The following is a 14,992-nucleotide window of genomic DNA, read 5'->3' as shown; positions in this document are numbered from 1 at the left end:
GGAAGATTTCACTAAAGAAACGGGAATAAAACCTATTATCTTTCTGAAATTGTACTTCTAGGAAATAGATAGGCTGATTGGGGGTATCAGGCAAAAAGACTCCATCGAGACGAAAGGACAATTGTTTAACTTCCACCGAGGAGAATTGATAAGAATTGGCGGTTTCGGGGGGAAGGTTCAACAAATCAAAGAAACAAGCGGGAAATCTTTGTAAGAGTTGATAGAAAATACTGTCAGTTTTCACGCAATTAAACTCAAAAAGATGCCTCTAGTTTAGCAGAAGTTTTTTGTTTTTTGTTTTTTAATTTTAAAAGGCTACCTCAACGAAACTTCACCGGGTTTCGGGTTCCTCAATTATATCCAATACCTCCTGCTCAACCAATCTAGAACGGAGAAGTTCTAACCCATCTTGGTCTGCTAATTCGATAATCTCGACAAGATAACGTCGCACCTGTTCAACAGTTGCCGGTTGCCATTGACGCAGTTTAATTGGCGATTTCTAGTTCTTGAATCAGGGCATCCATATTTCAGTTTTGAAAGCCAATATTATCAGGATAACATGGGTCTAAGTAAAAGGAAAATCGTCGAAGTAATGATCGATATCAATCGGGAACCATTCCCCATCTAATACCTGTTCGAGGGAGAAAGGAGGCTCTAGAGGAATCGCGTCGCGAGTGACTGCTTTCGCTTGTATTAGGGTTTTTCGAGCGTTCGAGTAGGCTTTTTGAAAATAATCCCGCGCGTGGTTGGTGAGAGTAGTAGTTTCTAGCCACTCTCCTAGTTGAGTTCGGAAACTGGCGATTTCTCCTACCCAGTGACAGACGTTTCGTTCTCGCTCCCGTTCCGATTTGTGATAAGCTAACTTAAACAGGTGTTCGATAAGCTGGGTTAATAAACTCTCTACAGCCCGTCTGTCACTTTTCCCCATGCACTCCACTTCCTCAATCAGATTTTCCCAGTCCACCTCATCAAACTTTTTTAGCTTTAAAAGTTCGGCGGTTTTTGAAGCCCAGAGAACAAAATCCTGATCGTATAAGGCTTTCATTGATAAAGCTGTTTCTACTGCCATAGTTTCGTTCCAACTGATGATAAAACTATGTCTTTAGCTTAACTTTACTAGCGCAAACCTTTTAACTTTTTTGTCTTTTACTAAGCAGTATAACTCGATCTCAACAGACGTTATACAATAAATCTTGTCCCTCGATCGCATTGTCCCATGACTACCCCCTTCACTGCCGCAGAAATTGCCTCAGAAGGCATCAAACCCGAAGAATACGAAGAAATAGTCAAAAGACTGGGAAGACACCCCAACAAAGCCGAATTAGGAATGTTTGGCGTGATGTGGTCGGAACACTGCTGTTATAAAAACTCCCGGCCGCTGCTCAAACAATTCCCCACCACCGGCGAAAAAATTCTCGTCGGTCCGGGGGAAAATGCCGGAGTAGTGGATTTAGGCGATGGATTGCGATTAGCCTTTAAAATCGAGTCCCATAATCATCCTTCTGCGGTGGAACCCGTACAAGGTGCCGCTACCGGAGTCGGAGGCATCCTGCGGGATATTTTTACCATGGGGGCCCGGCCCATTGCTATCCTCAACTCCCTCCGTTTTGGTAACTTGGAAGATGCCCGCAATCGTCGCATTTTTGCCGGAGTCGTGGAGGGAATAAGTCATTATGGCAATAGTGTCGGCGTTGCCACGGTGGGCGGTGAGATATACTTTGATAATGCCTACAATGGCAATCCCCTCGTTAATGCCATGGCTTTAGGGCTAATGGAAACCGAGGAAATCGTCAAATCTGGGGCAAAAGGTCTAGGAAACCCAGTTTTATACGTTGGTTCTACCACCGGCCGCGACGGTATGGGAGGGGCGAGTTTTGCCAGCGCCGAATTAACCGATAAATCTATGGATGACCGGCCCGCGGTGCAAGTGGGCGACCCTTTTCTGGAAAAATCCCTGATAGAAGCTTGTTTAGAGGCATTTAAGACCGGCGCGGTGGTGGCGGCCCAGGATATGGGGGCCGCTGGGATCACCTGTTCTACTTCCGAGATGGCGGCCAAGGGAGGGGTGGGAATTGAATTAGACCTCGATAAAATCCCCGTCCGGGAAACCGGGATGGTTCCCTACGAATATCTGCTGTCGGAATCCCAAGAAAGAATGTTATTTGTGGCAGCATCGGGACGAGAAGGCGAATTAATCGAGATTTTCCATCGTTGGGGACTTCAGGCTGTGGTCGCCGGCCAGGTAATTGCAGAACCGATCGTCCGTATATTATTTAAAGGGGAAATTGCCGCCGAAATTCCTGCCACGGCCCTAGCGGATAATACTCCGATTTATCATCGGGAATTACTGGCAGAACCGCCAGAATACGCCCAAAAAGCTCAATTATGGCAAGATAGCACGATTCCTATTCCCGAATCCTATAACGAGATTTTATTAAAACTGCTTGATAGTCCCTCGATTGCCTCAAAACGCTGGGTTTATCGTCAATATGACCATCAAGTCCAGAATAACACCGTTATTCTTCCCGGAGGAGCCGATGCGGCCGTGATTCGCGTGCGTCCTCTGGGTGCTAATCCCGCAAATTCTCGGCGAGGTGTAGCGGCGACTACAGATTGTAATCCGCGATACGTTTATCTTGATCCCTATAACGGAGCTAAGTTGGCCGTGGCGGAAGCGGCCAGAAACCTTAGCTGTGTTGGTGCTGACCCCATTGCTGTCACGGATAATCTCAATTTCGGAAGTCCAGAGAATTCAATCGGTTATTGGCAATTAGCCACTGCTTGTCAGGGTATTGCCGAAGCTTGTCGGGAAATGAATACACCAGTGACTGGGGGTAATGTCTCTTTGTACAACGAAACCGTTGACGCAGCTGGCAGCCCCCAGTCTATTTATCCGACTCCCGTGATTGGTATGGTGGGATTAGTGCCGGATATAGGGCAAATTTGCGGCCAAGGTTGGCAAAAAGCGGGGGATTTAATCTATCTTTTGGGTTTCTCTTTGCCAACTATCGGCGCTTCCGAATATTTAGCCGTTATTCACGGTTTGGTGACGGGAAAACCGCCGGTAATTGATTTTGAATTAGAAAGAAAGGTACAAGCGGCCTGTCGTCGAGGAATCCGCGCCGGTTGGGTGAAATCTGCCCACGATTGCGCCGAGGGAGGTTTAGGCACTGCTCTGGCAGAATGCTGTATTAGTGGCCAATTAGGGGCGGAAATTGACCTTTCTTGGCAAAATCAAGGCCGTTTTGACGCGGTGTTATTCGGAGAATTAGCTAGTTGCATTATTGTCTCCGTTTCCTCCGAAAATCGGCAAGATTGGGAAGAATACCTAAAGACACAATTAGGAGACTATTGGCAAATAACCGGCAAAGTTAGCGAAAAAAGCGAGAATCTTCGGATTTTTGACTGGAATAAACAACCGGCGATCGATGTTAGTCTAGAAACTATACAGCAAGTTTGGTCAAAAGCGATCGAAAGAAGGCTTTAGGGAAGGAGTCAGGAGACAGGAGACAGGAGACAGGAGACAGGAGTCAGTCCCGATGAAAAAATTTTCACCACCAGAGATGAAAGAGGTTTCCTTCCCTACACCCCACACCCTACACCCTCTTTCTAGTCAGGAGTCGGAAACTTAACCCGGATAACTGATAACTGTTCCCCACCCCTCAAATCCCGATAAATAAGGTGTTAAAAAGAGATTAAGATAAGTTAAGATTTTGTCTCAAAAGTAGCCCCAAGCCCCCACCATCCCATGTCTAGCCATCCCGACTCATCCCTATCCCTGAACCGCGTCGATAAGCCTGAAGAAGCCTGTGGAGTTTTTGGACTCTATGCCCCCGAGGAAGAAGTAGCAAAACTGACCTATTTTGGACTCTATGCCCTGCAACACCGAGGACAGGAATCGGCAGGTATTGCCACCTACGACGGGGAAACGGTGCATTGTTACAAAGAAATGGGCTTAGTTTCCCAAGTTTTTAGCGAAACTGTCCTTAAAACCTTGCCCGGTACTCACGCCGTCGGTCATACTCGTTACTCTACCACCGGTTCTAGCCGTCGGGCCAATGCCCAACCTGCTGTGATCGAAACCCGTTTAGGTAAACTTTCCCTAGCACATAATGGCAATTTAGTCAATACTTTTGAGTTAAGAAATGTATTGGAAAAGCGCGGTTGTGATCTCGTCACCACCACCGACTCGGAAATGATCGCCGTCGCTATCGGCCAGGAAGTGGATAGTGGCAAGGATTGGATACAAGCGGCGATCGATGCCTTTAGCTATTGTAGCGGGGCTTACAGCCTTGTTATCGGCACACCGACGGGAATTATCGGGGCGCGGGATCCCAATGGTGTCAGACCCTTAGTAATTGGGGTTTTGCAAGAAGAAGGCAATCCCCCCCGTTATGTTTTAGCTTCGGAAACCTGCGGATTAGATATTATCGGGGCCGATTATCTGCGGGATGTGCAGCCGGGGGAATTAGTTTGGATTAGTGAAGATGGCTTATCTTCGGTGGATTGGGCCATGAAACCGGAGAAAAAATTATGCGTTTTCGAGATGATTTATTTTGCCCGTCCCGATAGCATTGTCCACGAGGAATCTTTATATACTTATCGGGTACGTTTGGGGGAACAATTAGCCAAAGAGTCGCCAGTAGAAGCAGATATGGTGATGGGAGTTCCCGATTCGGGTATTCCGGCTGCGATCGGATTTTCGCGCATTTCTGATATTCCCTACGCGGAAGGATTGATTAAAAATCGTTATGTGGGACGGACTTTTATTCAACCAACCCAACACATGAGAGAGTCGGGGATTAAGATGAAATTGAATCCTTTAAAGGATGTTTTACAGGGAAAAAGAGTTATTATTGTTGATGATTCGATCGTGCGGGGAACCACTAGCCGGAAATTAGTTAAAGCTTTACGCGATGCCGGAGCAAGAGAAGTTCACATGAGAATATCTTCTCCTCCGGTGACTCATCCTTGTTTTTATGGCATTGATACGGACAACCAAGAGCAATTAATTGCGGCAACTAAATCGGTGGCGCAAATTCAGGCACAAATCGGGGTGGATAGTTTAGCTTATCTTAGTCACGATGCAATGTTAATAGCAACGAAGGAAGACCCGAAAACCTTCTGTACTGCCTGTTTTAATGGTGATTATCCGATTCCTGTACCCGATAATGTTAAGCGATCGAAGTTGATCTTAGAAAAAGTTAAATAGGGGTTGCTGAATAAATATAAAAACCTTGCTGGGTAAGACTTTTAGACTTTTTATCAATCAAAAAGTACCAGAGATGGGAGTGATCGGGGGGAAAATTCAGGGACTTTTTCCCTGAAAATTAGGTAATTGACCAGGTGAAAATCGGTAAAACCCTACACCCCACACCCCACACCCTGCCCCCACCAACAAACTTTTTCAGCAGACCCTAGGTAATTGACCAGGTGAAAATCGGTAAAATCCTACACCCCACACCCCACACCCCACACCCTGTCCCCACCAACAAACTTTTTCAGCAGACCCTAGGTAATTGACCAGGTGAAAATCGGTAAAACCCTACACCCCACACCCCACACCCCACACCCTGTCCCCACGAATAACTTTTTGCCGCAAACCCTAAATAACCTCACGGCTAAATCCTCTGAAAACAATCGGCAATTTCTTGGGGAGTTAAAAGAGAATTGGGATAACCGGAAAGTTGTCCTAATTTTTGTGCTAATAAAACTGCTTGGGGTGGAGTTAGATAGGTTTTGGCTAAGAGATCGGTTTGATGATAAGCTTGCCGGATTGGGGCATCTAAAAGAATAGTTCCTTGACCCATAATAATTACTCTTTCGGCGTATTCTGGCATTAAATAGAGGTGATGGGTGATCACAATCACGGTTTTGCCCATCTGGTGTAATTGACGACTCACCTCTAAAATTGCCTTAGCTCCTTGGTAATCTTGGCCGGTGGTCGGTTCATCAAACACAACTATACGCGGTTCCATGGCTAAAATTGCCGCAATCACTACCCGCGCTCGATCGCCTTTCGGTAAGGAGAGAGGATGATAGGATCGATATTCTAGCAATCCCATGGCTTCTAGACTTGCTTCCGTGCGTTGGATAACGATTTCTGGAGAATAACCGAGATTAGTCAGGGCAAATGATACTTCTTTCTCCACAGTGGTGTTAAAAATCTGATTATCGGGATTTTGGGCTACATAACCGATCGAACGAGCTAAATCACTAACAGAAAAGCTAGTGATCGAACGTCCGTCAATCATAACTTGACCGGTGGTCGCCGAGAGAAGATTGAGAAAATGCTTGACTAAAGTGCTTTTTCCCGCGCCATTTTGACCGATAATCAGCAGATATTCCCCTTCGGCAATATCGAGGGACACATCCCGCAAAGCGGTAGTACCATCGGGATAGGTATGGCAGAGATTTTTTACCCTCAGTATGGGGTTTAAGGGGTCAGAAACCGACGATAAGGGAGGGGTTGGGGTTCTATGATGATAAAAGGATTTAAGCTCGTTTAAACGGGCAAAACCGCGGTCGAGGGTGACAGGAATGGACTCGACCGCCCCGATTTTCTGCTCGATCAAAGCAAAAGTAGTGGCCACTTGCGGAGGACGCAGGGCATTTTCCTGTAAACGTTGTACTTGGGAGTAGATCTCTGCTGGGGTTCCCATGGCTTCGATCGCACCTTCCCTTAATAGTACCAGGCGATCGGCATATTCGGCCATTTCCTCGGCCGCGTGGGAGACCATCACAATAGTGACACCGAGATGGCGATTTAATTCCTTAATGGTGGCGAAAACTTCCTGGGATCCCACCGGATCCAGTTGGGAGGTGGGTTCATCGAGAATTAACAAAGCGGGCTGAACTGCGAGGGCAGCGGCGATCGCTAATCGTTGTTTTTGTCCTCCCGATAGTTCCCCCGGCGATTTTTTTTCCATTCCCTCTAACCGGACTGCCGCTAAAACTTTGGGAATGCGCGCTTTAATTTCCTCTCGCGGTAGCCGTAAATTTTCTAGGGTAAAAGCGATTTCATTTTCTATCGAAGTGGCTAAAAGTTGCGTTTCGGGATCTTCAAATACTGCCCCCACATAGCGGGCCAAGGTGCTAACGGGATGGGTTAAAGTATCTAAACCGGCTACCGTTGCATAACCAAAAAAACGCCCTCCGTAGAATTGGGGGACAATACCGTTAAGAGTTAAACAGAGAGTAGTTTTCCCCGCACCTGTGGGCCCGATAATACCTAAAAATTCTCCTCGATGAATTGCTAAAGAGATATTTTTAAGCACTAGATTGGAGGATTCGGGATAAATATAGGAAACTTTCTCTAATTGGGCGATGATTTCCATTATCGGTGGGGAAGAGAAGACGGGAGTGGGGTAGATAGGGAGATATTTTTCAGGGAAATTTGAATGAGGGACGCTTCTATTTTCCGCTATTTCGATCGATGAACTCGATTATCACACAGGCGGCCTACTACTCTATGATTTATCCTGCAATTTTACCAGTTACCGCTCGCCCGTTCGCAGAAAAACTTAATATTTCTACTCTTGACAAATTTGCTGTAAGGTGGTCACAAAATCGGGGTAGGAAATGCCGGCCGCTTCAGCGCGATGGATAGTGGTGGGTTGACGGCAATTGAGGGCAGCGATCGCTAGACTCATAGCAATGCGATGATCGGTAAAACTGTCCACTTCCGTGCCGAATAGGCCTGTACCGCCGGTAATCTCTAAACCATCGGGTAATTCCGTTACTTTTGCCCCTAGGCGATCGAGTTGGGTGGCCATCACCGTCAGGCGATCGCTTTCCTTCACCCGTAATTCCTCGGCATCCTTGATAATTGTCGTTCCTTGGGCAAAAACCGCCGCTACTGCCAAAATCGGAATTTCATCGATCAGACGGGGTATAATCTCACCGGCGATCGTGGTTGCCTGTAGTGGACTGGATTTCACCCGCAGATCCGCCACCGGTTCCCCCGTCACCACCCGTTGATTTTCGAGGGTGATATCTGCCCCCATTGCCTGTAAAACCTGTAAAACTCCGGTTCTAGTCGGGTTTATTCCCACATTTTCGATTAATAACTCGGAATTAGGCACGATTGCTCCCGCTACCAACCAAAAAGCCGCCGAACTGATATCCCCCGGTACAATCACCGTTTGTCCAGTTAAAGTGGGATAACCCGTCACCGTGACGCTATTAGTCTCCCCATCCACCTCAATATTTGCCCCAAAAGCGCGCAGCATCCGTTCACTGTGATCGCGAGATAAAGCGGGTTCCGTGATTGTGGTTTTCCCCTCCGTTAACAGTCCTGCGAGGAGAAGACAGGATTTCACCTGTGCAGAAGCGACGGGAGAATAGTAGTGGATCGGTTGCAGAGATTCCCCAGAAACGGCTAAAGGAGCCAAAGAATTAGCTTTTCTGCCCCAAATTTGTGCCCCCATTTCTTTGAGGGGTTTCACCACCCTGGACATGGGACGCGATCGCAGGGAAGCATCACCGGTAACGACAAAAAAACGGTCCTGATGACCAGCCAATAATCCTAACATTAAGCGGATCGTCGTGCCGGAATTGCCCGCGTCGAGGATTTCTAAGGGTTCCTCGAGATTGCCTAAACCCCTACCTTTGACGATCACTTTCTCGCTGTTGAGTTGGGAAATTTCCACACCCATGGCACGAAAACAACTAGCGGTACTGCGGGGATCTTCGCCCAATAATAACCCATGAATAACAGTTTCTCCTTCGGCGATCGCTCCTAACATCAGGGAACGATGGGATATAGATTTATCGCCTGGGATGGTGATTTTTCCCCGTAATCCCGTGATTTTGGCTGGATCGATGACTAAATCTTGATGGGATTGAAGGGGGTTAAGGGTGACAATAGACATGATCTTTAGGCAGATGAAGACAAGCTCGATCTATTTTCCCCCTTTACCTCGTCCTTTCCTTGTCAAGTTATGTAAAGAATATTAAGCTAGAAGCATTCGGTCATCAGTTTTTTGTCATGCCCACTACTGCCCAAGAAGTTTATAATCAAGTGGTTTGCCACTTATCATCTGGGGAACGTTTGCGATTGGCCACAATCATTCTCAATGAACTTGTCGGACAACAACAACCATCGCTAGATCAAAGTGATACCTGGACTGAGGAGGATCAGATCGATCTTGTCAATTTTTCCCTAAACTATGCGGCCAAAACTTTCTCTGATGTGGAGGGGGGTTAATTGGTGACGTTTTCCACTGGAGATGTGGTGACAGTTGATTTTCCCGGTGTGACAGGAATTAAGCGCCGTCCTGCTGTGGTTTTGTCATCAGAGACTTACCACTCTCTTCGACCTGATGTAATAGTTGGACTGATCACAACTCAGTCAAAAGTTCTAGGAATTACTGATTATGCGCTTCAGGATTGGATCTCGGCCGGGTTACGGGTCGCTTCGATATTTCGTTGTTTTATCGTAACTTTGCCACCATCTGCAAATTTAGCTGTGATTGGACATTTATCAGAGCGTGACTGGCAGGGAATCAAGGCTCGTGTTAGAATTTCCCTCGCAAGTTTAGATGAAACAAAACCATAGAGGCAAGTCGCCTCATCTAACCCACCCGACAACTTAAATTTATGTCTCGTCGTCAACTGTTGAGTTTTTTAAGCGTAGTAATTCTGGCATTTTTTGCCCTTATTCCCGATGCTAACGCTTTAGGTGGTTCCCAACCCCCTTTAAATCAACCGGCACCCGATTTTAGCCTACCGACTAACAAGGGAGAAGGAAATATTTCCCTATCGGACTATCGGGGTAAATGGGTAGTTTTGTATTTTTATCCCAAGGATTTTACCCCAGGCTGTACCCTAGAAGCGCGGCGTTTTCAACAGGATTTGCCGAAATATATGGCTAAAAATACGCAAGTTTTAGGGGTAAGTGCCGATGATGTCGATTCTCATGCGGAATTTTGTGACTCGGAGGGGTTAAAATTTCCCTTACTGGCAGATACTACCGGAGATGTTAGTAAAGCCTATGGTTCTTGGATGGGTTATGTTTCCCTGCGCCATACCTATCTTATCGATCCGCAGGGGATTTTAAAAGAGATTTATTTAGGGGTAAATCCTGCCATTCACAGTGCCGAAGTTTTAGCACGTTTAGAGGAATTACAGGCGAGTTCTTGATTTTGACAAGCAAGAATGCCGATGGAGGGGTTTTTACTCCAAAGGCATCTCTAATTTAGCAGTCAAAGTTATTGGTCAAGCAGTTAAGATTGGGTAATATAATCATCATTAACCAATCGGACTTAATGTCTTACTGATTATCAGCTTTGAAAGACTTCTTTTAGAGTCTCTCGACAAATATCACCGTTTTTTTGGCAAGCTAGGCTGATTTTTTCTTTGATTATTGCCTGACGATTAAGTAGTTCGGGTAAACTATCTAGTTCATTAGTTCCCTGGGCAATATCTAAGATAATTTCTTGCAGTCCTGCATCAGAAAAGATACCATTAATTTTTCCTTCTTTAGCTCGATTAACAATGGCAATCGGCAAAGAACCACAAAACATTGCAAACATCAAAACGTGCAAACGATTGCTAAACACCATCGATGCTCCAGAATACAAATCATACATAGAGCGACTGTCTATATATCGTTCTATAAACATCACATCGTATTCATTTTGATAACGTTCAAACAGATATTTGGAAAATTTATAATCTGAATCAACTTGGTAACTAATAACTAATTTATTTTGGCTATCTCCACAGATCATTTTAACCAGTTTATCTAAAACTATCAAAAGATTAGTTTTATAGCCAGAACTATCAAACTCTTTGAAGCCAGATCTAAAACTTAACACAATATAATTTTGATCTATTTTTATGGGTTGCTCATTAGAATTGGGAACCTGCATCAAAAATTGTGAATTTTCCTTGACATATTTTTTGGGCAACAGCCAGGCTAAGTCAGGGAATATTTTTACCTTATCTATTCCTATTTTTAGAGCATAATCTTTGGATAAAGTATCTCTAACACTATAAAAGTGCATAGGGATAGAACGCAATTTCTCAGATACTTGTAGAGGTTGTGACAAGGACTCAATTGAAGTACCAAATCGACAAATTTTTACTTTGAATATGGCTAATATATTATAGTATAAGGAAGCTAACAACATCTTAAGCTCTAACTTAAATCCTCGTCCATAGAAATGGCCAGGACGCAAAATTAAATAAACATTAGCCCGAGGCTTAAATAAATATTTTAAGCTATAAAACCAGATCAAAAGACTAAAACCGATTGGATATGAACTAGCTTTCTCATCATTTTTCATATCTAACTGCTTACAGAACCATTCAGGAACTTGCAAATCATTAATAATCAGCTTTCCGTACTGTCTTAATTCCGAAACGAGAATTTTAGTTAATACTAAATCTCCCTGATTTCCATGGGGAACTCTCGCTTGGCAGAAAATGATATTATCTCTGAGAGAATGTTGCATAGTCTAGATGTCCTTTATTTTTACAAAAACAGCTTGCAAGAAAATCGACTTCGACCTAGTAAATCTGCCAAAATTTGCTTGATTGACAAACGGATAGTCAGCAAGTTCATGAGAAGATAACTTAACTAGGTCTTGACCGTTGATGGATTGTAACATTATTTTAAATCAACGACAACATTAATATTCATCAAATCTTAACAATTGCTTCGGCATAATTTTTCATAAGCGCCATGTTAAATGTCTAAAAATAGCGAAACTGAGAAAACGGCATGAGTAGTTATTACGGCGAAGTGTAGCCAGACGCAGATATTTACCGGCAAGTAATCTCCCAATGCCTTTAATTCTTGCTTGTAAACGTTCCCACCAAAAAGCCAGCCAAGTACTGTTTTTTCCTTGGGCATAAATTGGCAAAAAAGCTAAGGAACCATAAAGTACATCGGCTCTATGGCTTTTGCTTAAATTATTGCGGTAATGTTCCAGATTGGGTAAACCACCATGTTCTCCGTAACAGCGAAAGGGAAGATAATTTTTAAGTTTTTGTTCTCTTAACAAATTATCAATCGTAGAATCCCAAGAAGAATAGGATTTAGGTCCTGGATTTTGCCTGATTTTTTCTTCTAATGTTATCAGAACTTTTGCCGCCTCTGGGGTAACGATATAGGCAACAGCAGAGGTAGAAAATCCAGTGGCAAAACCTTCGGGTGATACATAATAAACTTGAGGAGCGCAAGTATATAGCCAAGCAATACCCACATCTTTTTTACTAGGATTAAATGGTAAAGGAAGTTGACTGATGCCCACCACAGGAACAAAATCAGCTTCGATAATTAAAGTCGGTTTATTTTCCTGAATAATACGTTGCCATGCTTGACAATGATTAAGAAGACAAAGGTAGCTATTGGAATAACCCTTATATTCTTCTAGGTGTTTTTGTCTGAGAACTTCGCAATTAAATCCCTCTTCCCGAAAGCAGGATTCTAGTGCCTCTGTTGGCTCTTTATAGGCGATGATAAAAACTTGCTTAACGTAATCAATCAACGAATTAGATTGGGATGTTGCTTGGGTTACAGTAACCATCATTTTACTAAATACACTTGTTCTATTTATACTGCGTAAACCGAAATATTCCCACCTTAAGTTAATTAGTCAAGTCGGTTGACTACTAACTACTACCTAAAAAAGCTAGAGTGGGGTTATTTTGAGCAAGCTGTTGCTGTAGTCAAAGTTTACATCATTTTGAACTGTTGTCGGCCCCGCCCAGAGTATATATGATAGTGGAAAGCTGATCTAGTCTCTAGATCACTCCCAGTGAAAACTTCCACAAGACAAGGGTTAGGATTATTATTCGGCGGTCGTTCGGGAAAACAGGAGGCATCTATCAATTCTGCTGGATAAATTGTGCAAGCTTTTGATTATACCAAAAATCTTCACAAATATGCGCTTATACCCTTCTATACCGATAAAAATGGCTGTTGGCATTCAGAAGTCACCCCTAGACGAATTTTAACCTCTGGACAATCCCTAGCTATTGAGAGCAAGATAAAAGTCAATCTTTGACAATTTCCTCTAATTTACCTGGTTTAACCCTAATTTTGATGATTAAGATAAAAAAAATCCCGACCACGATTTTTTCATCGGTGGGGGATATAGACTAACAACCTTAACCGAGATAATCAGGACTAATTGCAATTATCGTCCTTATCACCCTTACAGTCACGGTTTTGTAAAATTAGCGGCGAAGAGGAACGGTCAAAATGGTTATCTTGACTATTAACCGCTAAAGTGTGAGGAAGAAAACCTAACAGCAAGGAGACCACAACAAACAAGGTTAACGAGATTTTCATGGTTTTACTCCCTTAGACACCATCAGGTAATTGACCTATTTTTACCATAGGGCCTTTCTTCTCGGATGTCAGTCCCATTGCCAAGAGGGAAAAAGGGGTTAACATGGAAAAAAAGGGAATATAAGTAGAATAAAGTAGAACCGGATGAAACCACAGGGATGGGACGAGTTTCTCAAACATCTAGCTAGAGAATACGGTGTTCAAGGCAAATTAAAGGAAATTTTTTTGGTTCGTTTTGCCTACGAAAATTGGCGCAAACCAGATGAGGGAATTTGGGAAATGGCCGAGGCTGCCAGCCATGAAACCTATAAAAAACAGATGACTAAAATCTATAGCTATTTCTCGGAAGATAAAGATAATGGCTGTCCCGAACTCGAATTAGGTAGTAAAGGGCCGGGTAAGTTCCAAATCCTCCGAGAATGGTTCAAAGATATCAAATATCCTCAATGGAAAAATCACCCCACCCCGATACTAGCAGAAAAATCAGTTATAGATACTTATATTAGCCGCCCTCCCGTCGAAAGCGACTGTTATCAAGAAATTAATCGTCCGGGGTCACTCATTCGCATTAAATCCCCCGAAAAGACTGGCAAAACTTCTCTCCTTAAACATCTGCTCGCTCAGGCAGATAGTTGGGGACATAGCACAGTTTATATTAATTGTCAAGTGGCAGAAAAGGCGATGTTTGCCAGTTTAGACCGATTTTGTCGCTGGTTTTCGGCAAATGTCAGCCGAGAATTGGGTTTAAAGCCTCAATTAGATGAATATTGGGATGAGGAACTATTTGGCAGTTTAATCAGTTGTCAAACCTATTTTCAGTCCTATCTTTTGGAACAGATTAACGGCCCTGTTTTTTTGGCCCTAGATAATTTAGACAGAATTTTCGAGTATCCCGACATCGCTAGGGATTTTTTGCCGCTTTTGCGCTGTTGGCACGAAGAAGCTAATAATTTAGAAATCTGGCAGAATTTGCGGTTAGCGATTGCTAATTCCACGGAAATCTATATTCAATTGGACGCTAATCAATCTCCCTTTAATGTCGGTCGCGCGATTAAATTACCCGGTTTTAGCCTCGAACAACTGGAAAACTTGGCTAGTAGCTACGGATTGCCTAAAAATGACGATAATCAGCGTTTTATCGGGGATTTAATCGCTCTAGTCGCTGGTCATCCCTATCTTAGCCGTTTGGCCCTGGAAGCGCGGGTGCGCGGGGAAAAAAATATTCTCCCTAATGCTGCTACCCAAGGGGGAATTTATGCGGCACACCTGCGTCATCACTGGGATAGTCTGCAAAAACAGCCGGAATTATTGACAGGGATGGGGGAAGTGGTTAATTCTTCCGATAAGGGAGCGCGATTAGAACCGATTACTGCCTATAAACTGGAAAGTATGGGTTTAATTCAGTTAAAAGGCGATCTAGCCCAGCCTAGCTGTCAATTATATCAGCTTTACTTCCGAGAGGAACAGACCGGCAGCGATCTCTAGTGGATAATTAGGGTCTGCTGAAAAAGTTTTTCCTGGTGGCAGGGTGTGGGGTGTAGGGTGTAGGGTGTGGGGTTTTACCGATTTTGAGGGGGTCAATTACCTAATTTTCAGGGAAAAAGTACCTGAATTTTCCCCCCAATCACTCCAATGGTCGGCACTTTTTGAGGTCAAAAAAGTCTAAAAGCCTTATCCAACAAGGTTTTT

13 protein-coding genes are annotated in these 14,992 nt (G+C 44.0%); 6 read left to right on the top strand and 7 right to left on the bottom strand.

Features of this window, described 5'->3' with window-relative positions:
• Both PX482_RS00720 and PX482_RS00715 read right to left on the bottom strand, forming a co-directional pair.
• Positions 1 to 244: DUF2887 domain-containing protein (locus PX482_RS00720; protein WP_288121954.1), on the bottom strand; the 244-nt coding region annotated here is incomplete at its 3' end.
• Positions 245 to 565: 321 nt separating this feature from the next.
• On the bottom strand, positions 566 to 1,069 hold the full coding sequence (locus PX482_RS00715; protein WP_002761445.1) for a DUF29 domain-containing protein: 504 nt from the start codon (positions 1,067 to 1,069) through the stop codon (positions 566 to 568).
• 147 nt (positions 1,070 to 1,216) lie between these two features.
• Between PX482_RS00715 and purL the strand changes: the two genes are divergently transcribed.
• Both purL and purF read left to right on the top strand, forming a co-directional pair.
• Positions 1,217 to 3,487 carry a phosphoribosylformylglycinamidine synthase subunit PurL gene (gene purL / locus PX482_RS00710; protein ID WP_288121952.1) on the top strand — a complete coding sequence of 757 codons (2,271 nt, stop codon included), beginning with the start codon at positions 1,217 to 1,219 and terminating at the stop codon, positions 3,485 to 3,487.
• Between the two features lie 261 nt (positions 3,488 to 3,748).
• Positions 3,749 to 5,212, top strand: a complete 1,464-nt coding sequence (purF, locus tag PX482_RS00705; protein ID WP_002761447.1) for an amidophosphoribosyltransferase — start codon at positions 3,749 to 3,751, stop codon at positions 5,210 to 5,212.
• Between the two features lie 409 nt (positions 5,213 to 5,621).
• Here purF and PX482_RS00700 read toward each other — a convergent pair whose 3' ends face one another.
• Together PX482_RS00700 and aroA are read right to left on the bottom strand one after the other, a co-directional pair.
• Positions 5,622 to 7,337 carry an ABC transporter ATP-binding protein gene (locus PX482_RS00700; protein WP_002761448.1) on the bottom strand — a complete coding sequence of 572 codons (1,716 nt, stop codon included), beginning with the start codon at positions 7,335 to 7,337 and terminating at the stop codon, positions 5,622 to 5,624.
• Between the two features lie 195 nt (positions 7,338 to 7,532).
• Entirely contained in the window at positions 7,533 to 8,873 is a 1,341-nt protein-coding gene (aroA, locus tag PX482_RS00695) for a 3-phosphoshikimate 1-carboxyvinyltransferase (protein ID WP_288121951.1), read from the bottom strand.
• 59 nt (positions 8,874 to 8,932) lie between these two features.
• Here aroA and PX482_RS00690 point away from each other — a divergent pair, with 59 nt between their 5' ends.
• Genes PX482_RS00690 through PX482_RS00680 form a run of 3 tightly spaced genes read left to right on the top strand, consistent with a single transcriptional unit; the run spans position 8,933 to position 10,143 of the window.
• The gene (locus tag PX482_RS00690; protein ID WP_002761450.1) at positions 8,933 to 9,208 is read left to right on the top strand and encodes a hypothetical protein; all 276 of its coding nucleotides are present in this window, start codon (positions 8,933 to 8,935) and stop codon (positions 9,206 to 9,208) included.
• A gap of 3 nt (positions 9,209 to 9,211) precedes the next feature.
• Entirely contained in the window at positions 9,212 to 9,559 is a 348-nt protein-coding gene (locus PX482_RS00685) for a type II toxin-antitoxin system PemK/MazF family toxin (protein ID WP_071825094.1), read from the top strand.
• A gap of 41 nt (positions 9,560 to 9,600) precedes the next feature.
• A complete protein-coding gene (locus PX482_RS00680) occupies positions 9,601 to 10,143 on the top strand; it encodes a peroxiredoxin (protein WP_002761451.1) in 543 nt (180 codons plus the stop codon).
• 140 nt (positions 10,144 to 10,283) lie between these two features.
• On the opposite strand, the gene PX482_RS00675 is transcribed toward PX482_RS00680, so the two are convergent.
• Positions 10,284 to 11,459: a polysaccharide pyruvyl transferase family protein gene (locus PX482_RS00675; RefSeq protein WP_002761452.1), complete on the bottom strand. Its 1,176-nt coding sequence runs from the start codon at positions 11,457 to 11,459 to the stop codon at positions 10,284 to 10,286.
• Between the two features lie 219 nt (positions 11,460 to 11,678).
• Positions 11,679 to 12,539, bottom strand: coding sequence for a glycosyltransferase family protein (locus PX482_RS00670; protein WP_002761454.1), 861 nt, complete (start codon positions 12,537 to 12,539; stop codon positions 11,679 to 11,681).
• Between the two features lie 908 nt (positions 12,540 to 13,447).
• Between PX482_RS00670 and PX482_RS00665 the strand changes: the two genes are divergently transcribed.
• Complete coding sequence (locus PX482_RS00665; RefSeq protein ID WP_002761457.1) at positions 13,448 to 14,788, top strand: AAA-like domain-containing protein; 1,341 nt, start codon at positions 13,448 to 13,450, stop codon at positions 14,786 to 14,788.
• On the opposite strand, the gene PX482_RS00660 is transcribed toward PX482_RS00665, so the two are convergent.
• A complete protein-coding gene (locus tag PX482_RS00660; protein ID WP_196219858.1) occupies positions 14,741 to 14,884 on the bottom strand; it encodes a hypothetical protein in 144 nt (47 codons plus the stop codon). The genes PX482_RS00665 and PX482_RS00660 overlap by 48 nt on opposite strands.
• Positions 14,885 to 14,992: the final 108 nt, after the last annotated feature.

It is taken from the genome of Microcystis sp. M53602_WE12, from assembly GCF_030065455.1.
In the GTDB taxonomy this organism is placed as follows: domain Bacteria; phylum Cyanobacteriota; class Cyanobacteriia; order Cyanobacteriales; family Microcystaceae; genus Microcystis; species Microcystis aeruginosa.
The sequence above is the reverse complement of the archived record's forward strand: the minus strand, read 5'-3'. Positions and strand labels throughout refer to the sequence as shown.

Coding starts and splice junctions, on each gene's coding strand:
- PX482_RS00715 (WP_002761445.1), bottom strand. CDS start 1,069: ATGGCAGTAGAAACAGCTTTATCAATGAAAGCCTTATACGATCAGGAT.
- purL (WP_288121952.1), top strand. CDS start 1,217: ATGACTACCCCCTTCACTGCCGCAGAAATTGCCTCAGAAGGCATCAAA.
- purF (WP_002761447.1), top strand. CDS start 3,749: ATGTCTAGCCATCCCGACTCATCCCTATCCCTGAACCGCGTCGATAAG.
- PX482_RS00700 (WP_002761448.1), bottom strand. CDS start 7,337: ATGGAAATCATCGCCCAATTAGAGAAAGTTTCCTATATTTATCCCGAA.
- aroA (WP_288121951.1), bottom strand. CDS start 8,873: ATGTCTATTGTCACCCTTAACCCCCTTCAATCCCATCAAGATTTAGTC.
- PX482_RS00680 (WP_002761451.1), top strand. CDS start 9,601: ATGTCTCGTCGTCAACTGTTGAGTTTTTTAAGCGTAGTAATTCTGGCA.
- PX482_RS00675 (WP_002761452.1), bottom strand. CDS start 11,459: ATGCAACATTCTCTCAGAGATAATATCATTTTCTGCCAAGCGAGAGTT.
- PX482_RS00670 (WP_002761454.1), bottom strand. CDS start 12,539: ATGATGGTTACTGTAACCCAAGCAACATCCCAATCTAATTCGTTGATT.
- PX482_RS00665 (WP_002761457.1), top strand. CDS start 13,448: ATGAAACCACAGGGATGGGACGAGTTTCTCAAACATCTAGCTAGAGAA.